Below are 20,389 nucleotides of genomic sequence, written 5' to 3'. Positions count from 1 at the left end.
GTTCATGGTGTGCCGTGCGGCCGCTCCATCACCCTGTCCACCACACCGCTCGCCGCGATGTACGACCACTGTTCGTACGTCTTCCCGCCTGCCGTCCGCTGGTCGCGCATGCCGAGGTACCGGTAGCTCTTCGCGTCGAAGACCAGGAGCGGTGACCGGGACGTTCCCGGTCCGGGGACGAAGCGGATGCCGATGCCCACGCGGCCGTCGGCGTCCTTCTGGCCGGGTACGACCTTGATGCCGGGGACGGTGGCGAGCGCCTCGTAGGCGGCCGCGCGCAGTCCCTTCGGCAGAACGGGCGCGCGGAGCAGGCCGGACAGGAAGTTCTGGACCATCGGCCAGTCGCCGGCCCTCATCGGCTTGCTGTAGTCCGGCTTTCCGCCCATGTCCCGCAGGTCGATCACCAGCTTCCGCGGATCGGTGGGCATCAGCTTCAGCTCGCTCCACTTGCTCGGTGGCCAGGTGCCCTGGCCCGGCCCGTACACCGGAACCCACTGCTTGTGGCCCAGTTCGCTGACGTACGACCTCTTGGAACCGTCGACCGAGTTCCAGCTCTCGTCGACGTACGTCCGGGTCCGGCCGCCCCCGGCGGGGGTCTCCTTGATGATCTCCTTGGTGTAGATGAACTGGTCGTCGCGCGCGGCGATCGGCTTCTCCAGCCTGCGGTCCTCGGCCGCCGCCCCGCGCAGCACGGTGGTCGCGCTCACCGGCCGGGTGTGGGGCGAGGAGTCGTTGGCGACCAGCACGGTCGTGGCGACCGCCGCCGTCGCGACGCCGGCCACCGCGATCCGCAGGAGCGGGCGACGCCCGACGGCCACAGAGGCGGCGGGCGCGGTCATCGTCTCGTGGAGGCGGAGGCGGGCACGCGCGCGTGCGTGGTCCGTGAGCGGGGGTACTTCCGCGTCCCACTCCCTCAGGAGCCGCATCTCATTCATCGTCGGATTCCTCAACGTCGGATTCCTCTCGGAGGGTTGTCGGATCGGATCCGCCCAATGCGTCGCGAAGTTTTCTGCGGGCCCTGTGCAGCCGTGACCGGACCGTTCCGACCGGTATCTCCAGGGCGCGGGCGACCTCCTCGTAGCCGAGGTCGGCCCAGGCGACCAGCAGCAGCACGTCCCGGTGACGGGCGGGCAACCGGGCCATGCCCAGGGCCAGTTCGCCGCGGACGGCCTGTGCGCTGACCCGCGCGGCCACCCGGTCGGCGATCGCGTCCTCGGAGCCGTCGGCGGGGGCGGCCGTCGGCAGCCGGCCGATCGCCTTCAGCCGACGGGCCTCGGCCCTCCGGTGCCGGCCCACGAGGTTGGTCGCGATACCGAACAACCACGGGCGGGCGTCGGGCAGTTCCGTGTTGTAGCGGAAGCGCTGCTGGAACGCGATGGTGAACGTCTCCGCCATCAGGTCCTCGGCCACCTCCGGGCCGAGCCGGCGCGCCGCGTAACGGTGCACCGGGTCGGCGTGGCGGTCGAAGAGCTCGGCGAACGCCTCGGGCTCGTCCCAGGACCGTTCGATCACCGAGGCGTCACTCGTCGGGGCGTCACTGTCCTGCCCCACCCTGATGCCTGGTTCGACGGTCATCGGGGCTCCTCTCGTCCATGCGCGTCGTCCCTGCGGACACGCTGATGAAGACTGGGCTTTCACCCGTACTTCGCCGCAGGGAGGAATCCGGTTCCCCGGGGCGGGTTCAGTCGCGTCCACGCGCGCGTGGAGGGGAAAAAGGGCGGGCCGGGCAAGGAATCCCTTGCCCGGCCCGCCGGTTGAGCGTCTGACGCCGCGTATGTCAGCTGTCGCCGACCCGGGAGGCCAGGGTCAGCTCGGTGGTGTGCTCGGTGCCGCCGCGCTTGTAGGTGATCGTGACCTTGTCGCCCGGCTTGTGGGTCCAGATCTCGCCGATGAGGGTGGGGCCGCTGTCGATCACCGAGTCGCCGAACTTGGTGATGACGTCGCCGGCCTTGAGACCCGCCTTGGCGGCGGGACCGCCGGCCTCGATCGCCGAGGCACCGCTGGTGATCGTCGCTCCCCCGGTGCTGTCCTCCAGGGAGACGGAGGCGCCGATCTTGGCGTACACCGGCTTGCCGGTCTTGATCAGCTGCTGGGCGACGTACTTCGCCTGGTTGATCGGGATGGCGAAGCCCAGGCCGATCGAGCCGGACTGGCTGCCGCCGCTGAGGCCGCCGCTGCTGGTCGACTGGATCGCGGAGTTGATGCCGATGACCGCGCCCTGGGCGTCGAGCAGCGGGCCGCCCGAGTTGCCGGGGTTGATGGAGGCGTCGGTCTGCAGGGCACTCATGTAGGACGCCTTGCTGGTGGAGCTGCCGTCGCTGGAGGCGACCGGGCGGTTCTTGGCGCTGATGATGCCCGTGGTCACCGTGTTGGACAGGCCGAAGGGGGCGCCGATCGCGATCGTCTCGTCGCCCACGGCCACCTTGTCCGAGTCGCCGAGGGTGAGCGGCTTCAGGTCGCTGGGGGCGTCCTTGAGCTTGATGACGGCGACGTCGTAGCCCTGGGCGTGGCCGACGATCTCGGCGTCGTACTTCTTGCCGTTCGGGAAGGTCGCCGTGAGCTTGCCGCCGTCGACCGCGTCGGCGACGACGTGGTTGTTGGTGACGATGTGGCCCTGGGTGTCGAAGACGAAGCCCGTGCCGGTGCCGCCCTCGCCGCTGGTGCTCTCGGCCTCGATGGTGACCGTGCTGGGCAGGGACCTGGCGGCCACTCCGGCGATGGTGCCCGGGTCTCGCTTGACGGAGGCGCTGCTGCCGGTGTCGGCGGAGACGGTGGTGGAGTTGCTGTTGTTGTCGTTGTCCTTGGCCAGGGTGTAGCCGAGGCCGCCGCCCAGGCCGCCGGCGATCAGCGCGGCGATCAGGACGGCGGCGATCAGCCCGCCGCGTCCGCTGCCCGGCTTCTTGGGCGCGGGCTGCTGCTGGTACGCGGTGCCCCAGCCGCCCGCGCCGTCACCGCCGTAGCCACCTGCGCCGGACGCGCCGTCACCTCCGTAGCCGTCGCCGCCGTATCCGCCCACGCCCTCGCCGCCGTACGCGCCCGCGGCCGTGCCTCCGTCGGCGTACGACGGTGTGGCGGGCGGGGGCGGCCAGGCGGCGTCGGGAGCGGATCCCGTGCTCTCGGGGCCGGGTGTCTGGGGCGCGGCGCCGTACGCGGGCGCGTGCCCGGCGTGCGGTGCTTCCTGCGGGGCGCTCGGAGGCACCGGGGGGAGCTGCGTGGTGGGCGCGCTCCCCTCGGACGCAGCCGCCTGCGGGGAAGCTGCGGGAGATTCCACCGGCACAGGAGGTGCAGACGGGGCCGGGGGTACCTCAGTGCCCTCGTTCTCGGTGCTCACAGCTCTTCTCCTCGGTCCACGGCTGTTGTTCTCGGAAGCATGCGGTCACACTCGTTCACGCTTGTCGACGGTCCGGCGCGAAACAGCTGTGCTGGTGCTTTTGTATGCCGTCAGCTTTTCCCACCGGACGTCAGGGCACCATAAGCGGTGCCTGTGGGTCCATGGCGATCCTTTATAAGCGGTCATAAGCACCGAAAAGGCGTATACCTACACTTTTTCGGTTCCACGTGTACCCCTTTGCGGTGGCACCATGACGCGGTGACCCACGCACGGCAGCACCGGATCCAAGTCGTCGCCCACCGCGGAGCCTCCGAAGAGGCTCCTGAACACACCCTCGCCGCCTACAAGAAGGCGATCGAGGACGGCGCGGACGCGCTTGAGTGCGATGTACGACTGACCGCCGACGGCCATCTCGTCTGCGTCCACGACCGACGCGTCAACCGTACGTCGAACGGACGCGGAGCGGTCTCGGCGCTGGAGCTCGCCGATCTGGCCGCCCTCGACTTCGGCTCCTGGAAGAGCCGCGACCTGTCCCGCGACTCCTGGAAGACGCGGGACGAGGAGCCGGACTGGCTGCACCTCCCGGAGGACCACGAGGACACCTCCGTGCTCACCCTGGAGCGGCTGCTCGAACTCGTCGCGGACGCGGGTCGGCGGGTGGAGCTGGCCATCGAGACGAAGCATCCGACGCGTTGGGCGGGGCAGGTCGAGGAACGGCTGCTGGTGCTCCTGAAGCGCTTCGGCCTGGACGCCCCGGCCTCCGCCGCCGACTCTCCGGTACGGGTCATGAGTTTCTCGGCGCGATCTCTGCACCGGGTGCGGGCGGCCTCCCCGACACTGCCGACGGTCTACCTGTTGCAGTTCCTCTCGCCCCGCCTCCGGGACGGTCGACTTCCGGCCGGTGTCCGGATCGCAGGCCCCTCGATCCGGATCGTCCGTAATCACCCTGCGTACATCGAGCGGCTGAAAAACGCCGGTCATCAGGTGCATGTGTGGACCGTCAACGAGCCCGAGGACGTCGATCTCTGCGTTGACCTGGGCATTGACGCCATCATCACCAACCGGCCGCGGGCCGTTCTGAGCCAGCTCGGTAGGGAACATTAAAGAACCTCATAAAGACCGCCAAACACCCCTTGACCCGGCAGCCCCACCTGCACCATCCTCCGAACTCGGCCACACCATCGAAAACAAGCCACCCGATTACAGGGAGTGCTCCGGCGCGTTCGGTCCGTGTTCGATCGTTGCGAATGCGTCACTGAACGTGGATTGGCCGGTTTCCGGTACAGGCCAAGAGGGCATCCACACCGTGGCGTGGGGCGAAGGAGGTCTCGGGGGTGGCGTTGGTGGTGGCACAGGAAGTGCCCACGTCGTCGAGCATGGCCGTGACCCATGGCCCTGCGGGCGTGGGTCAGGCAAGACATCGCATGCGCGATCAGCTGCGCACGGGCGGTGTGTCGGAAGCGGTCATCGACGATGCCGTACTGATCCTGTCCGAACTTCTGAGCAATGCGTGCAAACACGGCCGGCCCCTGGGCGACGCCCTGGCCGGTGACGGTGACGTCCGCTGTGCCTGGCGCGTGGACACGGGCGGCCGGCTCACGGTCGAGGTGACGGACGGCGGCGGCCCGACCCGCCCGGCTCCGGCCACCCCGTCGGTCACGGCACACGGCGGGCGCGGCCTGAACATCATCACGGCGCTGGCCGACGACTGGGGCGTACGCGACGACACCCGGGGCGAGGTCACGGTGTGGGTGGTCGTGCACGAGGACGTTCATGATCCGGATGCCGCGCACCGGCGCGAGGACTTCGCTACGCGCGTCACGGCCCCGACGGTCTCAGGTGCCCGGCTGGGCTACGCGGACTCCTGCGACGACCTGGACTGAGCCGTCCGCGGGGACTGGACCGACACGTCCGCGCGGAACCGACGCGTCCGTCCACAGGAGCCGGGTTTTCCACAGGAGGCCCGTTCACCGGGTTTTCCACAGGCGAGCCCGTCGCCGACCCGCGCCGCCGGGTTGTCCACAGGCTCCCGTCGGTCATGGCGTGAACGGCTAGGCTCCCGCCCGTACGAGACGAGCCGTAACCGGGAGACACCCACGATGGCCAAGAAGCGACCCCAGACCACGGCCAAGCGGCCTCAGCTCAGCGACGCAGAGGTCCCGGTGGTCGGTGCCCGCGAGCCCTGCCCCTGCGGCAGCGGCCGCCGCTACAAGGCGTGCCACGGCCGGGCCGCAGCCCACGCGGTGACCGAGCTGGTGCAGCGCCCCTTCGAGGGGCTGCCCGGCGAGGGCGACTGGGTGGCGCTGCGCGAGCTGGTGCCGGCCGCCACGGTCGCGCTGCCCCTGAAGGGCGGTCTCCCCGAAGGGGTGCCGTCGGTCACGCTCGCCACGGTGCTGCCGATGGCCTGGCCCGCCCTGCGCCGCGACGACGGCTCGGTGCTGCTCGGTCTGCAGAACGACACGGCGTCCGGCGACATCAGCCGCGACCTCGCCGACACGCTCCAGCGCGCGCTGGTCGCGGAGCCGGGCACTCCGGTGCAGTCCCGCCGCGCTCCGGCCGACGGCCCGCGACTGCAGGAACTGCTCGACCCGGAAGGCGCGTTCGAGCCAGTTGTGCACACGGGCTTCGAATTCTGGGTTCCGGAGGCGGAGAACGCGTCGCCCGAGGTGACCGCCTCCCTGGAGCGCGCCAACGCCGCCGCCATCCCGACCGTGAAACTCCAGGGCGTGGACGCCGCGTACTGGTGCGAGACGCCGGACAAGAACCACCTGCGCTGGGTCATGCCGTACCCGGAGGAGCAGTTGCTGGACGGTCTCGCCCGGCTGCACGCGGCCGGCCGCTCCGGTCTCGGCGAGGGCACTCGCCTCGTGGGGTCCTTCCGTGCTCACGGTCTCACCGTGCCGGTGTGGGACCTGCCGAGCGGGTTCGGCGCGGACGACGTGGAGAAGCCGGCCGCCGAGTTCGCCGAGCGCCTGACCGCCGCGCTGGCCACGGACGCCCCGCTCACCGCGGACGAGCGCCGCGCGCGCGGCGGCCTCACCAACCGGCAGGTCACGCTCAGCTGACACAGAGGGGCGCAGGGGTGCGACTGACCGACCGGTCAGTCGCAACAGCCTCGTTCACTCCGGTGACTCCTGTCACAACTCCCCGTTGTGAAAGGGAAGTCGGTGTCCGAATAGCCGAGATCGAATTTGCGAACCGCCGATCTCTTGTTACCGTTCGAGTAGCCCGGTTGCTGGTGCATCCCCCGTCGCCAGCAACCGGGTCTTTTCATGCCCGGCCCGCGTGTACGGAACGATGCCGTCCGTCAACTCGCCGTAGGCGCCGATGAGTTGCTCCCCGAGCGCAGCAACAGCGGCCCGCGCCCACCCTGTCCGGCAGCGAACTCCGCGACGGCCGTGTAGGCGCCCAGATCGCCCTGTGTGTGCTCCCTGGGCGTCTCGCACAGCGAGGGCTCGTCCTCGGCGCTCACGGCGCAGTGCATCTGCACGGTGCGGTCCGCCGGCCCCATGAGGCTCAGCACCGCGTCCAGGTCGTCGCCGGTCGCGTTCCGGTAGTAGGTGCGCGCCCAGGTGTCCTCCCCCTGCGTCATGACACAGGTCTGCGCCTCGATGCCGTCGGGCGTGGAGAGTTCGGGTCCGCAGCGGGCGGCGGTGGCCAGTCCCAGGCCGAGCGTCAGCGGGGAGCGGGTGGGCGCGGGCGCCGGGGAGGGCACGGCGGACGGCTCCTTCGCGTCACCGCCGGAGGAGACGGGGGAGTCGACCAGGGAACGTACGACCGCGTGACCCTCGTCGCGTACGGGTCCCGCGGACGCCACGGCCAGCGGCAGCGCGACCGCGCACACCGCGACGCCCGCGAGGGCGAGCAGACGAAGGTTCATAGAGCGGAAGATAACGACCGACCACGGGCGCCACGGTCCGCGCGCGCCCGACACCCCTACAACTCGGGGGCGCTCACACCCGTACGAGTGAGTGCCTCGACCACGGCGTCCACCACGGCCTCGACATCGGGGACCCAGGGCGAGGACGAGCCGGGCAGTGGTGCGCGCTCCCAGCGGATCTGTCCCTGGCCGGTCTCGGAGGGCGGCAGGGCGAGATAGCCGCCCTCGCCGTGGAAGCGGAGCGAGCCGGGGACGTGGTCCTTGGCGTAGAGCAGTTCGCCCAACTGCTCCATGGAGTACGGCTTGACGAGCAGCGACCAGCGGGTGGGCGCGGCGACGACCGGGCCGAGGCGCATGCCCTGGAGGTCGAGCGCGGCGAGCGCCCGGGCGGCCGCGGGGGCGGGCAGGCTGACCGCGCAGGGGGCCTTGTCGCCGGTGGCGAGGACGATCGGCGCGGCGGGGCGGTTGCCCCACCACCAGCGCACCATGCGGGCGTCGGTGGTGGCCGCGAGGAGGCCGGGGTCGAAGGGGTGGGCGCCGGGAACCGTGCACTCGGGGTCCGGACAGCCGCAGCGGGCCCGGCCCTGGGGGTCCGGTGCCACGCCCGGGAGTACGGGCCATTTCCATTCCGTCGCGAAGGTCAGGGCCGCGCCGAGCATCTCAGACCTCCTGTTGTCTCGCCTGGACAGGAGCCTGCGTCGCTTTCCGAGGATCTCGCGCATGAGCGCTCGTTCCTTTCCGTTGCACCGCTGGCAACACCGAGGACCACATCACACCATGTGTCGATCACTTCACTGTGCGTACCTGTTGGCGCATCACACCCCTGCGTGAAGCAAGGGGAACCCGTGCGTGCTGAAAAGCATGGGCGTGGCGTGGGGGTGGCGAAGTCTGGCGTTTTGCCGTTCCGCGTATTTCTCTCCGCCTCCGCCACGGGAGGATGGGGCACGATCGTCGGTGGTTAAGACGCCCGGGTCCCTCACCAGGTTCCGGGCGGCCCCCGCCACCCCTGGTCTTCTCCGAGTACGTACCCATCACGACCGCTGTGACGCTCCGTCGAGCAAGCCCAGTCGACCGCAATGGACCGTCCCCTGATGCAGTTTTAAGCCAACTTTGCCAATCCGCAAGGGGAGAGCGAAATGCCCCCGCGAAACCCATGGACACCAGGAATCCCAGCAGGACAATGCTGGACATCCCCTCACGAGTGCGTGTACATGTGGAGACACTGCCAGCGGCGCAGAATGACATGGGGGTTTGCGATGCTTTTGAGCAATACGCACCGGTCGGAAAGCCGGACGCCATGAACGCCCCTCACCCTCCGAAAGTGGCCGGAATCGATTCAACGGTTCCCTCGCCCGCACACACTGTCGCGCCCGCGCCTGCCGCCACCGGTACCCCTCCGGCCCCTTCCCCTAACGTCCAGAACCCGCCGGAAGCCGCTCCGAACGCGCCAAGTGCCCTGCTCCAGGACCGTCTCGCCGGCTGGGTCTCCGACCTCACGACCCTCCACGAACTCACGGAACGCCTGACCCGCACGGACGCACTCGCGGACGCACTCCAGGAACTGCTGCGCGCCGGAGCCGCCCTGGTGGGCGCCCGGCGCGGACTCGTCGTCCTGGAACCCGGCGACGGCCTCGGCCCGCACACCACCATCGGCCTGGGCCTGGACCGCTCCGACCTCGGCCACATCGAGACCGTCCCGCGCGGGGCGATGTCCTACGGCCAGATTCTCGACGGTCCTGCCGGGGCCCCGGGCGGCGAGGGCGGCGAGGTCGTCCACCCCGACCTGTTCGCCGAGGACGGCCTCGACCCGCGCCACCGCGAGGTCGCCGCACGCCTGGGCTACGCGGCCAGTTACGCGCTGCCCCTGGCGACCGACGCGGCCGGGCGGCTCGGCGCCGCAGTGTGGCTCTACGACGAGCCCGCCGAGCCGGTCGAGCGGCAGCGCCATCTCGCCGGGCTGTACGCCCGGTTCGCCGCCGAGCACCTGGCGCGGCTCCTCGAAGTCGAGCGCACGCGCGCGTGCATGGCGACCGTCGCCGAGGAGCTGCTGCCGTCCCGGCTCCCCCGCGTGGCCGGTGTGCAGCTCGCCGCGCTGCACCGCACGGGTCCACGCGGCGGCGGCGACTGGTACGACGCGCTGCCGCTGCCGGACGCCGCGCTCGGCCTCGCCGTCGGCTCGGTGACCGGTTCCGGGCCGAGCGCGATCGCCGCGATGGGCCGGCTGCGGGCCTCCCTGCGGGCGTACGCGGTGATGGAGGGCGAGGACCCGGTCGCGGTCCTGTCCGACCTCGAACTGCTCCTCAGGCTCACCGAGCCCGCCCGCTCGGCCACCGCCCTGTTCGCCTACTGCGAGCCCGCGCTGCGCAAGATCACCCTGGCGGGGGCAGGTCACAGCCCGCCGCTCCTGGTCGGCGAGCGGCGCACGGAGTTCGTGGAGACCTCCGTCTCCGCACCGCTCGGCATGCTGGCCTGCTGGGAGGCGCCGAGCGTCGAACTGGAGGCGGAACCCGGCGAGACGGTGCTGCTCTACACGGACGGTCTGCTGCACCGCACCGGCGACCCCATGGACCGTGCCTTCGCCCGCCTGCACGCGGCGGCCGCGAGCGTCCCCAAGGCGCTGCGCGCCGACCCGGCCGCGATCGCCGACCACGTGCTGCGGACCGTCCTGCCGGACGGCCTCGACACCGCCGACAGCGACGAGGACGTCGTCCTCCTGGCGGCCCGGTTCGAGTAGTCGCCCGGAAGCCATGTGTAACAGGCCATACAGCCCTGGGCCCCCTTCCGTACGACCGTACGATGGAGGGGGTCCAGTGCCGTATCTAGGAGGATGACCGTGGCCGACGAGCTCAACCCGGAGACCCCGGAAAGCGAGCCTGAGGAGCCCATCAAGAAGCGGAAGAACGGCCTGTACCCGGGCGTGTCCGACGAGTTGGCCGAGAGCATGAAGTCCGGCTGGGCCGACACCGAGCTGCACGACCTGCGGCCCGTCGAGCAGGCCGAGCACACCGCCCGCCGCCGCGCCGCGCTCTCCGCGCGCTTCCCGGGCGAGCGCCTGGTGATCCCCGCGGGCAACCTGAAGACCCGCTCGAACGACACCGAGTACCCCTTCCGGGCGTCGGTCGAGTACGCGTACCTGACGGGCAACCTCACCGAGGACGGCGTCCTCGTCCTGGAGCCCACCGCCGAGGGCCACAAGGCGAGCATCTACCTCCTGCCGCGCTCCGACCGCGAGAACGGCGAGTTCTGGCTCTCCGGCCAGGGCGAGCTGTGGGTCGGCCGCCGCCACTCGCTGACCGAGTCCGAGGCGCTCTACGGCATCCCCGCCTCCGACGTCCGCGAACTGCCCGAGGCGCTGCGCGAGGCCACCGGCCCCGTGCGGGTCGTGCGCGGCTACGACGCCGGCATCGAGGCCGCGCTGACCGACAAGGTCACCGCCGAGCGCGACGAGGAGCTGCGGGTCTTCCTCTCCGAAGCCCGCCTGGTCAAGGACGAGTTCGAGATCGGCGAGCTGCAGAAGGCCGTCGACTCGACGGTCCGCGGCTTCGAGGACGTGGTGAAGGTCCTCGACAGGGCCGAGGCGACCAGCGAGCGCTACATCGAGGGCACGTTCTTCCTCCGCGCGCGTGTCGAGGGCAACGACGTCGGCTACGGCTCGATCTGCGCCGCGGGACCGCACGCCACCACCCTGCACTGGGTGCGCAACGACGGCCCGGTCCGCTCCGGCGATCTGCTTCTCCTGGACGCGGGCGTCGAGACGCACACCCTGTACACCGCCGACGTGACGCGCACGCTGCCGGTCAACGGCCGCTTCAGCGAAATCCAGAAGCAGGTCTACGACGCCGTGTACGAGGCCCAGGAGGCCGGTATCGCGGCGGTGCAGCCGGGCGGCAAGTACCGCGACTTCCACGACGCGGCGCAGCGCGTGCTGGCCGAGAAGATCGTCGAGTGGGGCCTTGTCGAGGGTCCCGTGGAGCGCGTTCTGGAGCTGGGCCTCCAGCGCCGCTGGACGCTGCACGGCACGGGCCACATGCTCGGCATGGACGTCCACGACTGCGCCGCCGCGCGCACCGAGACGTACGTGGAGGGCACGCTGGAGCCCGGCATGGTCCTCACGGTGGAGCCCGGCCTGTACTTCCAGGCGGACGACCTGACCGTCCCCGAGGAGTACCGCGGCATCGGCGTCCGCATCGAGGACGACATCCTGGTCACCGAGAACGGCAACCGGAACCTCTCCGACGGCCTGCCCCGCACCTCGGCCGAGGTCGAGAGCTGGATGGCGTCCCTCAAGAGCTGACAGCCGGCAACTGATACAAGACTGATGGCCGGGCACACGTGCGGTGCCCGGCCATTCGTGTGCCGACTCGCATGACGGTCGCATGGCAGTCGTATGCCTAGGGGGAGGGCTTTTCCGTGAACGACTTCTGGTCCGGCGTCGGGGTGGACCTGCATCTGGAACCCGACCCGGAGGGCGGCCGTCGCGCCGGTCTCGAACGCGCGCTCCGGGACGCCGTACGCGACGGCCGCCTGGCTCCCGGAACCCGCCTCCCGGCCACCAGACGCCTCGCGACCGAACTCGGCGTCTCCCGGGGCACCGCGAAGGCGGCCTACGACCAGCTCGTCGCCGAGGGCTATCTGACCGCCCGCCAGGGCTCGGGCACCCAGGTCGCGCTGCTGCCCTCGGTCGGCGCGGAGGCACCGGGGGCGGCGGCACGCGCGCGTGTACCCCGTTTCGACCTGCGGCCCGGCAGCCCGGACGTCGGCGCGTTCCCGGCGGCGGCCTGGCTGCGCTCACTGCGCCGCGCCATCGCGACGGCACCCTCCCTGGCGTACGACTACGGAGACCCGCGCGGCCGGGTCGAACTGCGCACCGCGCTCTCGGGCTACCTGGGGCGGGCGCGCGGGGTGATCGCGCCCCCGGAGCGGATCGTGATCACCTCCGGGTACGTCCAGGGGCTCGCGCTGCTCACGCGCGTGCTCGACGGTTCCCGGGTGGCCATGGAGGACCCCGGACTGCCCTTCCACCGGGAGGTGGTCCGGCACAACGGCGGCAGCGTGGTCCCCGTAGAGGTCGACGAACGGGGCGTCCGCGCCGAGGAGTTGGGGAACGCGGCGGCCGTGGTGGTCACCCCGGCCCACCAGTACCCGACCGGCGTGACCCTGCACCCGGAGCGCAGACGGGCGCTGACCGACTGGGCACGCGCGCGTGGGGGACTCGTCGTCGAGGACGACTACGACGGGGAGTTCCGCTACGACCGGCAGCCCGTGGGCGCGCTCCAGGGAATGGCACCGGGCCAGGTCGCGTACCTGGGCACCGCCTCCAAGACGCTCGGGCCCGCCCTGCGGCTCGGCTGGATGGTGCTGCCGCCCCACCTCGTCGACCCGGTCGCCGACGCCAAGCTGCACAGCGACCACCACACCGAGACCATCGGCCAGTTGGCGCTCGCCGAGATGATCGACAGCCATGCCTACGACCGGCACGTGCGCGCGTGCCGGCTCCGGTACCGGCGCCGCCGCGACCAGCTCCTCGGCCGACTGGGGGCGCGCAGCAGCGTGCGCGGGATCGCGGCCGGGCTGCACGCGCTGGTGGAGGTCGCCGACGAGGAGGCCGTAGTGGCGCGAGCCGAGAAGGAGGGGCTCGCGGTGGGGCGGCTCGGGGAGCACTGGCACACGGCGGAGGCGGGCGCGGACCGGCCGCAGGGGCTGGTCGTGGGATACGGGACGCCTCGGGAGCGGGTGTATCCGGAGGCGCTGGAGGTGTTGGGGCGGGTGCTGGAGGGGACCTGAACATGAATTGGACCAATAAATGGGATACCTATTGGGTCTCACCGGAGACCCACTGAGCTTCTAACGTCATAGGCATGACGAACTCGCTCGTCCCGCCCGCGGGCCCGCAACGCACCCTGGCGCTGGCCCAGTTGACCAACTCCATCGGTGACGGCGCCTACTACGTGACCTCGGCGCTGTACTTCACCCACGTCGTCGGGCTCGCCCCCGCGCGCGTGGGCCTCGGGCTCACCCTCGCGTGGGCAGTCGGGTCGCTGGTGGGGGTACCCCTGGGGCGGCTGTCCGACCGGCGGGGGCCGCGCGGTACGGCGGTGCTGCTGGCGCTGGCGACCGGGCTCGCGGTGGCGTCCTTCCTCGTCGTACGGGGATTCGTGCCGTTCGTGCTCGCCGCGTGCGCCTACGCCTCCGCGCAGTCGGGGCTCGCGGCGGCCCGGCAGGCGCTGCTGGCGGGGCTGGTGTCGGCCGGGGAACGGACCGGGCTGTTGGCCCATCTCCAGTCGACGCTGAACGCCGGGCTCGCGGTGGGCGCGGGCCTCGGCGGGCTCGCGCTGCGGGCGGGGACGCGGCCGGCGTACCTCGGGGTGTTCGCCCTGGACGCGGTGAGCTTCGTGGTGTGCGCGGGGCTGTTGCTGCGTCTCCCGTCGGTGCGGGCCGTCCGGGCACGGAAGCCGGGCGGTCTCGGCGTCCTGCGCGACCGGCCGTATGTCGTCGTCACGCTGCTCAACACCGTGCTGCTGCTGCGGATGCCGCTGCTCAGCCTCGGGCTGCCGCTGTGGATCGCCGAGCGCACCGACGCGCCCACCTGGCTGGTGTCCGCGCTGTTCGTGCTCAACACCGGTGCGGTGATGGTCTTCCAGGTGCGGACGGCACGCGGGGTCACGGGGCTCGCGTCGGCCACGCGCGTGGTGCGGCGTTCGGGCTGGGTGATGCTGGCGGCCTGCGCGGCGTTCGCGCTGTCGGCGGGCGCGTCGCCGTGGGTGGCGGCGGGGGCACTGGTGGTCGGGGCGCTGCTCCAGGTGGCCGCCGAGATGGGGCAGTCGGCGGGTTCCTGGCAACTGTCCTTCGCCCTGGCACCCGTCGACCGGGTGGGCGAGTACCAGGGGTTCTTCGGCACCGGCGTGACCGTGGCCAGGACGATGGGCCCCCTGGTGCTGACGTCCCTCCTCCTGGAGTGGGGCACACCGGGCTGGCTGCTGCTGGGCGGGGCGACGGTGGCGGCGTCGTACGCGATGGGACCGGCGGCGCGGTGGGCGGCCGGTGCGGGTGCCGGTGCCGGTGCCGCTGAAGTGACCGTCAGGCGGCCGGTGCTGGTGAAGGAACCGTCAGGCGACCCCTGCCAGTGAGTTGACCGGTAAGGAGTCCAGGAACAGCGCTCCCGCCAGGAGCCCCGCGCTTCCGCGAGGGCTCCACGCGCGCGCGTGCAGGTCGGTGTCGAACGCGGCCAGGGCCTCCGCGCCGGCCTCCGTCGCCGTGCCGCCCGCCTCCAGGACGCCGCGGGCGCCCGCCTGGACCTGGCGCAGGCCCAACGGGCCCGCGGTGTGCAGGAGTTCGGTGTCCTGGAGGGTGGACATCACGGTGAGGAGGGCGTCCAGCCGGGCCTGGGTCTCGGTGGCACCTGCCGTGCGGGCTGCGGCGAGGGCGTCCAACGCCCTGCGTACGTGCGGGAATCCGGCCCGGGCCTCGCCCCGGGCGCCGGCCGCGCCGTACTTGACGGAGATCGACGAACCACGGGAGGGGCGCCTGGGGGCGCCCTTGTCGTTGAACGCGGTGATCTTCCGGGTGTTCACGGCGATCTCGCCGGCCTTGGCGCCGGGGTCCAGGACGACCGCGGCGACCAGGAAGCCGAGGGTCCACAGGGCGCCCTTGTGGCCGCCTCCGGCCAGGCCGACCGAGTGCTCGGTGCACCGGCCGATCGCGCCCAACTCCGCCCGCAGCGCCGGCGTGGCTTCGCCGGCACGGCGGGCGGCGGCGGCCATCGCCGCGAGCCCGGGCGTCAGCGCCTTGGCCGACCAGCGCAGACTGTCGTGCTCCCGGCGCGTGCTGCGGGCGTCCAGGTCACGGGGGTCGGGCAGACCCGGCTTGGGAGCCAGGGCCAGCTGACCGGTGAGCGCGGCCACGGCGGCCCGCGCCAGCACGTCGTCCTCGCGGCTTGTCATGTCCCTTACCTTACGAAGAGGCGGAGGCCGAAGGGGAGGCGCTGTCGCTGGGCGGGGTGCCCGTCGGGGCGCCGCTCGGGGGCGTGCCGCCTCCGCCGCTGCCCGCGCCGGTGCTTTCCGCGTCCGGGTCGACGCCGAGCGTCAGGGAGCCCTTGTAGCCCTTGGACGGGTCCTTCTTGTGGACGGCCTTGAGGGTGAGCAGTCCGCTGGCGGCGCCTCCGCCGTCGTAGACCATGTCGTCGGCGAGGACGGTGTACGAGCCCGTGTGCTTGGCGTACGGGTCGAGGGTGAAGATCTCCTCGGCGATGTCGTCGGTGAAGAACAGCTGGCCGGTGTAGTTGACCTTGCCGCCCTCGTAGGTGCCGTCCTCCTTCTCGCCGCCGGTGTGCACCTTGACGTGGATGTGGCAGGTGCGCGGGGTGTACCAGCCCGGGAAGATCGTCTCGAACTTGACGACCCCGTTGGCGTTGGCGATCTGGTAACCGCGCAGGTAGGTGAGGTCGTTGGCGCTGTCGCCCTCCTCACTCTCGGCGGGGGCCGAGCCGCCGGGGTTGGCGGTGGTGTAGCCGGAGTAGTAGCCCCAGGCGTCGCAGTGCCAGATCTCCACGGCCGCGCCCTTGACCGGGGTGCAGCCGTCGGTGGCGTCGACGACGGTCAGCCGCAGGGTGAGCGGGACACCCGCCTTGCCCTCGGTGATGTCCTTGCGCACCAGGGCACCGTCGAGGTAGTACGGGCCCTCGGTGACGCTCGTCATCAGCGTCATGCACTCGCCGCTGGTCGAGGTCGCCGTGGCCGTCGCGTCCGCGTCGGCAGTCGTGTGGGTCGTGTCGGCGAACGCCGACTGGAATCCGGCCACCGCCAGCCCGCCGGCCGCGACCGTCCCGCCGGTCACCGCGAGGGCGCGGCGCCGGCTGATCGTTGTGTCCTTGTGGTTTCCCGTCATGCTCGGGAAGCTACGAACGACCGCCGTCAAGGGCGTGGGCGTGCGCTGTGCGCAAGGTAAGAATTCTCAGAAAGCTGAAGGCGGGTCGTCGTCGTGCAGGATCCGCTGGAACAACCGGTGGTCCTGCCAGGCCCCGCCTATGTGCGCATAGCGCGGAGCCATGCCGATCGGCTCGAACCCGCTCTTCTCCAGGACGCGTTGGGAGGCCAGGTTGTCGAGCCGCGTGGTGGCCTCCAGCCGGTGCAGTCCGATCGTCTCCCGCGCGAGCGCGCAGACCCGCCCGACACCCGAGGTGGCCAGGCCGCGCCCCCGCAGGTCGGCGGTGATCCAGTAGCCGAGCGTGGCGCTGCGGAAGGAGCCGAGCACGATCCCGGCCAGGGTGAAGGCCCCGGCGACCCGCTCGCCGGACACGAGGAGCAGCGGCACGACCCGGCCCTCCCGGTACTCCCGCAGCATCGCCCGCAGCCGCCCGCGCTGCCCTTCGGCGGTGAAGAAGGCGTCCGGGCGGTACGGCTCCCAGGGGCTCCGGTTCTCGGTGAAGGCGGCGGCGAGGGCCGGGGCGTCGGCCGGCTCGGCGAGCCGCAGCGTCAGACCGTCGGCCAGTTGTTCGGGTCGGATGTCCATGCGCGGATTCTGCCGTGGCGCCGACACCGGGGGACGCGCTTCGGACGCTCCCTCACACCGCCATCAGCGGCGCGTCCTTCCGCCACTTCAGGATCTTGTCGAAGCTCACCACCGCGCCGCCCACACCCGGCTTGTTGCCGATGTGGACGTGGTCGGCGAGTTCCTGGATGAGACACAGGCCCCGGCCGTTCTCCGCCTCGCTCGGGGCGGGGCGGACGGCCTGGGCGCGCGCGAAGCCGGGGCCCGAGTCGGCGACCTCGATACGGCACTTCTCGCCGTCGAGGTACGCGGTGACGCGGTACGCCTCCGAGGACGCGCCGGGCTCGGTGTCGCCGCCGTGCTCGACGGCGTTGGCGCACGCCTCGCTGAGGGCGACCGAGAGGTCGTAGGAGATGTCCGGGTCGACGCCCGCGGTCTCCATCGTGCCGAGGAGAAGCCGGCGGGCGAGCGGAACGCTCGCGGCCTCGCGCCTCAGATGGAGTGACCACCAGATGCTCATGCTCCAGCCTCCTGGCCGCGGCTCGACATAGTGATACCTATTGCCGCCAGTGCCCCTGTGTAAGCACGGAGTTGACGTGATGCCGCCCATATGGGGGATGTGTCCCAAACGTAATTGGTGTATCCGGAGGTAGCTCACGTCGGAGAGTGACCTTTGTGATCTATGACACATTATCGTCCCGGTGTGGCGGACCTGCCGTATGGCGCCCGCAGGGCCGGTGCGATGATGAGCCCGCCATGACTGCCCCCCACCCACGTACGGCGCGCTCCGGAGGTGAACTCCGGGTCCTGCGGGCCGCGGTGTTCGCCGCGGTCTGTGTCGTGCTGGCCGCGGCCGGTCATGCCATCGCCTCCTGCGCCACCGTGCCCCTGTGGACACTCGGCGCGGGCTTCCTCGCCACGTTCCTGGTCGTCGCCCCGCTCACCGGGCGCGAGCGCTCGCTGCCGGGCATCGCGGCACTGCTCGCGGTCGGACAGACCGTCCTGCACACGCTGTTCGGGCTCGGCCAGACGACCGCCGGCACGTCGCCCACCGGCGGCCTGTCCGCCTCCGACGCCACGCTGGTCGCGCGCGCCGCGCATCTGCTGTGCGGAACCACCGCGGCGGCGATCAGCCCGGCGCAGGCCCACCAACTCCTCGCCAACGCGCGGCTGCTGCCGGCCTCGCGCTCGACGGGCTCCATGAGCTCGATGAGCGGCATGGGGTCGATGCACCACCCGGCGGACGCCATGTCCACCTCCGCCGCCTCCTCCATGTCGCTGTTCCCGTCCGTGTCCATGCTGATCGGCCACCTCCTCGCGGCGCTCGCCGCGGGCTGGCTGCTGCGGCACGGGGACCTGGCGCTGCGGCGCTTGATGGAACTGTCGGCACACGGAGTCGCGGAAGGTGCGCTCGTACGGTCCCTGCGCGGGGCCCTCGCCCTGGTGCGCGCCCTGCGGGCCGGACTGCCCGGGGCGCCCGGGACGGGTCCGCGTCCACGGCGTACGGCCCTGTTCGCACCGCCCGCGCCGCACACCACCGCACTCCAGCACTCGGTGATCCGCCGCGGCCCGCCTTCGGCCGCCGCCCACGTCCTCGCCGCCTGACGCGACGCGACCACCACCGCACTCCTTTGGTGCGTGGAGAGGCCGCCGTCGTGCGGCACGCGCGCGTGCCCGGCGTTCTCCGCCGGGAAACCCCTGACGTCACCCAGGTGTTCACGCGCCCCCTCTTCACCACCGGAACTCACTCGAACTCGAAGTGGAGTGCTCCTTTCCATGAAGGCTTCTCGTATCGCCGCCGCCGCTGCCGTCGCCGGCTCGGCCGTCGTCGTCCTGTCCTCCCCCGCCTTCGCGCACGTCTCCGTGCAGCCGGAGGGCACGGCCGTCCAGGGCGGCTACGCGGTCGTCGACTTCAAGGTCCCGAACGAGCGCGACGACGCCTCGACCACCAAGCTCGAAGTCACCTTCCCGACCGACCACCCGCTGGCCTCCGTGATGCCGGAGCCGATCAGCGGCTGGACCGTCAAGGTCACCAAGTCGAAGCTGGCCAAGCCGGCCGAGATGCACGGCGAGACGATCACCGAGGCCGTCACCAAGGTCACCTGGACCGCGACCGGCAAGGGCGTCGAGCCCGGCTACTTCCAGAAGTTCCCGGTCTCCGTCGGCATGCTGCCCACGGACACCGACCAGCTCGTCTTCAAGGCGCTGCAGACGTACTCCGACAAGGAGGTCGTGCGCTGGATCGAGGTGCAGAAGGACGGCGCGGAGGAGCCCGAGAACCCGGCTCCGACGCTTGAGCTGACCTCCGCCTCCGCCTCCGGCGCGAAGGCCGAGGACGCCTCCGAGAAGACCGAGAACACCGCCGCCGACACCACGACCGCCGCCGACTCCTCCGACACCACCGCCCGCGTCCTCGCCGTCGTCGGCATCGCCGTCGGTGCGGCCGGTGTGGCGTACGGCGTTCTCGCCGGCCGTCGGCGTACGACCGTCTGAGGCCCGTCCGCTCATGGCGCGCACAGGGGTCCGTGCGACTCTTGCGTACGACCCCGGTGCGCGCCGGAGCTCTCACAACTGGGACATTTTTCCTATGCGCAAGAAGACGTTCGCGGCGGCAGCGCTGCTCGCCGCCGCCACCCTGACGCTCTCCGCCTGCGGCAGCGGCGACGACGGCAACAGCCCCGTCGCCGTGGTCTCCGAGGACACCGCGACCCAGGCCGCCACCGTGCTCGACACCCCGTTCGAGAAGCCGGACCTGGTCCTCACGGACACGCACGGCAAGAAGTACGACTTCCGGGCTGAGACCAAGAACCGGCCGACGCTGATCTACTTCGGCTACACCCACTGCCCCGACATCTGCCCGCTGACGATGAACAACATCGCGGTCGCCAAGAAGTCGCTGCCCAAGGCCGAGCAGGACAAGCTGCTGGTCGTGTTCGTCACCACCGACCCGGCCCGGGACACCGCGTCGGAGCTCGGCAAGTGGCTCAAGGGCATCGACACCCAGTTCGTCGGCCTGACCGGCGACTTCGCGACCATCCAGGCCGGCGCCCGCACCCTGGGCATCTCCATCGAACCGACGTCGAAGGACAAGAACGGCAAGCTCGTCTCCGTCCACGGCACCCAGGTCGTCGCGTTCTCCCCGAAGACCAACGGCGGTTACCTCCTCTACGGCCAGGACACCACCGTCGACGACTACACCAAGGACCTCCCCAAGATCATCAAGGGGGAGACGCCGTGAGGCGGTTCGCCGGGCCCGTCGCGGCGCTGACCGGCGCGCTGGTCCTCACCGGCTGCGGCGGCTCGGACGACGCGAAGGCCGAGCTCTCCGTCGGCTCCGCCTACATTCCCCAGCCGGTCTCGGACATGGCGGCGGGCTTCCTGGACATCGCCAACAAGGGCGGCGCGAAGGACGAGTTGACCTCCGTCACGAGCAACGTCGGCCCCGTCTCCGTGCACGAGACGGTCGGCCAGGCGATGGAGGAGGTGCAGTCGCTCGATGTGCCCGCACACGGTCAACTCGTGTTCAAGAGCGGGGGCAACCACCTGATGTTCGACAAGCTGAAGCACACGCTGAAGCAGGGCGACAACGTGACCGTGAAGCTGCACTTTGCCAAGTCCGGCCCCCTCACGGTTGAGATGCCCGTGAAGTCGGCGACGTACAACCCCACGACCGGGCACTGAGGGAGGGACCC

General features: G+C 71.3%; 20 protein-coding genes. 11 read left to right on the top strand and 9 right to left on the bottom strand.

The window, feature by feature from the left end:
* Window positions 1–2 precede the first annotated feature (2 nt).
* From ACWDEW_RS12330 to ACWDEW_RS12320, 3 genes are all read right to left on the bottom strand, one after another.
* Window positions 3–935, bottom strand: coding sequence for a CU044_5270 family protein (locus tag ACWDEW_RS12330; protein WP_450512091.1), 933 nt, complete (start codon window positions 933–935; stop codon window positions 3–5).
* A complete protein-coding gene (locus tag ACWDEW_RS12325; RefSeq protein WP_450512089.1) occupies window positions 928–1,575 on the bottom strand; it encodes an RNA polymerase sigma factor in 648 nt (215 codons plus the stop codon). The genes ACWDEW_RS12330 and ACWDEW_RS12325 overlap by 8 nt, the downstream gene beginning before the upstream one ends.
* Before the next feature lie 202 nt (window positions 1,576–1,777).
* A complete protein-coding gene (locus tag ACWDEW_RS12320) occupies window positions 1,778–3,331 on the bottom strand; it encodes a S1C family serine protease (RefSeq protein ID WP_450512087.1) in 1,554 nt (517 codons plus the stop codon).
* Window positions 3,332–3,589: 258 nt separating this feature from the next.
* On the opposite strand from ACWDEW_RS12320, the gene ACWDEW_RS12315 reads away from it, so the two are divergent.
* The 3 genes from ACWDEW_RS12315 to ACWDEW_RS12305 all read left to right on the top strand — a co-directional run bounded on the left by ACWDEW_RS12315 (window position 3,590) and on the right by ACWDEW_RS12305 (window position 6,396).
* Complete coding sequence (locus ACWDEW_RS12315) at window positions 3,590–4,435, top strand: glycerophosphodiester phosphodiesterase (protein ID WP_362975885.1); 846 nt, start codon at window positions 3,590–3,592, stop codon at window positions 4,433–4,435.
* A 230-nt stretch (window positions 4,436–4,665) separates the two neighbouring features.
* Window positions 4,666–5,214 carry an ATP-binding protein gene (locus tag ACWDEW_RS12310; RefSeq protein WP_450512085.1) on the top strand — a complete coding sequence of 183 codons (549 nt, stop codon included), beginning with the start codon at window positions 4,666–4,668 and terminating at the stop codon, window positions 5,212–5,214.
* A gap of 216 nt (window positions 5,215–5,430) precedes the next feature.
* The gene (locus tag ACWDEW_RS12305; protein ID WP_450512083.1) at window positions 5,431–6,396 is read left to right on the top strand and encodes a DUF5926 family protein; all 966 of its coding nucleotides are present in this window, start codon (window positions 5,431–5,433) and stop codon (window positions 6,394–6,396) included.
* 242 nt (window positions 6,397–6,638) lie between these two features.
* Here ACWDEW_RS12305 and ACWDEW_RS12300 read toward each other — a convergent pair whose 3' ends face one another.
* A complete protein-coding gene (locus ACWDEW_RS12300) occupies window positions 6,639–7,211 on the bottom strand; it encodes a hypothetical protein (RefSeq protein ID WP_450512081.1) in 573 nt (190 codons plus the stop codon).
* A 56-nt stretch (window positions 7,212–7,267) separates the two neighbouring features.
* Window positions 7,268–7,933, bottom strand: a complete 666-nt coding sequence (locus ACWDEW_RS12295) for a bifunctional DNA primase/polymerase (RefSeq protein ID WP_362975891.1) — start codon at window positions 7,931–7,933, stop codon at window positions 7,268–7,270.
* A gap of 458 nt (window positions 7,934–8,391) precedes the next feature.
* On the opposite strand from ACWDEW_RS12295, the gene ACWDEW_RS12290 reads away from it, so the two are divergent.
* The 4 genes from ACWDEW_RS12290 (at window position 8,392) to ACWDEW_RS12275 (ending at window position 14,338) form a co-directional block, all read left to right on the top strand.
* The gene (locus ACWDEW_RS12290) at window positions 8,392–9,945 is read left to right on the top strand and encodes a SpoIIE family protein phosphatase (RefSeq protein ID WP_450512079.1); all 1,554 of its coding nucleotides are present in this window, start codon (window positions 8,392–8,394) and stop codon (window positions 9,943–9,945) included.
* Window positions 9,946–10,038: 93 nt separating this feature from the next.
* Window positions 10,039–11,505, top strand: coding sequence for an aminopeptidase P family protein (locus ACWDEW_RS12285; protein WP_450512077.1), 1,467 nt, complete (start codon window positions 10,039–10,041; stop codon window positions 11,503–11,505).
* A 116-nt stretch (window positions 11,506–11,621) separates the two neighbouring features.
* A complete protein-coding gene (gene pdxR, locus ACWDEW_RS12280; protein WP_450512075.1) occupies window positions 11,622–12,995 on the top strand; it encodes a MocR-like pyridoxine biosynthesis transcription factor PdxR in 1,374 nt (457 codons plus the stop codon).
* A gap of 74 nt (window positions 12,996–13,069) precedes the next feature.
* Entirely contained in the window at window positions 13,070–14,338 is a 1,269-nt protein-coding gene (locus ACWDEW_RS12275; protein ID WP_450512073.1) for an MFS transporter, read from the top strand.
* On the opposite strand, the gene ACWDEW_RS12270 is transcribed toward ACWDEW_RS12275, so the two are convergent.
* The 4 genes from ACWDEW_RS12270 to ACWDEW_RS12255 all read right to left on the bottom strand — a co-directional run bounded on the left by ACWDEW_RS12270 (window position 14,318) and on the right by ACWDEW_RS12255 (window position 17,217).
* Window positions 14,318–15,151 (bottom strand): triphosphoribosyl-dephospho-CoA synthase, encoded by an 834-nt coding sequence (locus tag ACWDEW_RS12270; RefSeq protein WP_450512071.1) that lies wholly within the window; start codon window positions 15,149–15,151, stop codon window positions 14,318–14,320. The genes ACWDEW_RS12275 and ACWDEW_RS12270 overlap by 21 nt on opposite strands.
* A 10-nt stretch (window positions 15,152–15,161) precedes the next feature.
* Window positions 15,162–16,094, bottom strand: coding sequence for an intradiol ring-cleavage dioxygenase (locus ACWDEW_RS12265; protein ID WP_450512069.1), 933 nt, complete (start codon window positions 16,092–16,094; stop codon window positions 15,162–15,164).
* A gap of 66 nt (window positions 16,095–16,160) precedes the next feature.
* Window positions 16,161–16,718, bottom strand: a complete 558-nt coding sequence (locus ACWDEW_RS12260) for a GNAT family N-acetyltransferase (RefSeq protein ID WP_450512067.1) — start codon at window positions 16,716–16,718, stop codon at window positions 16,161–16,163.
* Window positions 16,719–16,770: 52 nt separating this feature from the next.
* On the bottom strand, window positions 16,771–17,217 hold the full coding sequence (locus tag ACWDEW_RS12255) for an ATP-binding protein (RefSeq protein ID WP_019073437.1): 447 nt from the start codon (window positions 17,215–17,217) through the stop codon (window positions 16,771–16,773).
* A 236-nt stretch (window positions 17,218–17,453) separates the two neighbouring features.
* Here ACWDEW_RS12255 and ACWDEW_RS12250 point away from each other — a divergent pair, with 236 nt between their 5' ends.
* The 4 genes from ACWDEW_RS12250 to ACWDEW_RS12235 all read left to right on the top strand — a co-directional run bounded on the left by ACWDEW_RS12250 (window position 17,454) and on the right by ACWDEW_RS12235 (window position 20,378).
* Window positions 17,454–18,302 carry a hypothetical protein gene (locus ACWDEW_RS12250; protein WP_450512065.1) on the top strand — a complete coding sequence of 283 codons (849 nt, stop codon included), beginning with the start codon at window positions 17,454–17,456 and terminating at the stop codon, window positions 18,300–18,302.
* 171 nt (window positions 18,303–18,473) lie between these two features.
* Window positions 18,474–19,190 carry a YcnI family copper-binding membrane protein gene (locus ACWDEW_RS12245; RefSeq protein ID WP_450512063.1) on the top strand — a complete coding sequence of 239 codons (717 nt, stop codon included), beginning with the start codon at window positions 18,474–18,476 and terminating at the stop codon, window positions 19,188–19,190.
* A gap of 94 nt (window positions 19,191–19,284) precedes the next feature.
* Window positions 19,285–19,935 carry an SCO family protein gene (locus ACWDEW_RS12240; protein ID WP_019073434.1) on the top strand — a complete coding sequence of 217 codons (651 nt, stop codon included), beginning with the start codon at window positions 19,285–19,287 and terminating at the stop codon, window positions 19,933–19,935.
* Window positions 19,932–20,378, top strand: coding sequence for a copper chaperone PCu(A)C (locus ACWDEW_RS12235; RefSeq protein ID WP_450512061.1), 447 nt, complete (start codon window positions 19,932–19,934; stop codon window positions 20,376–20,378). Before ACWDEW_RS12240 ends, ACWDEW_RS12235 begins: the two co-directional genes overlap by 4 nt.
* Window positions 20,379–20,389: the final 11 nt, after the last annotated feature.

This window comes from Streptomyces sp. NPDC001100, assembly GCF_053598575.1.
Note: the sequence above shows the minus strand (reverse complement) of the source record. Positions and strands in the feature narration are given on the sequence as shown.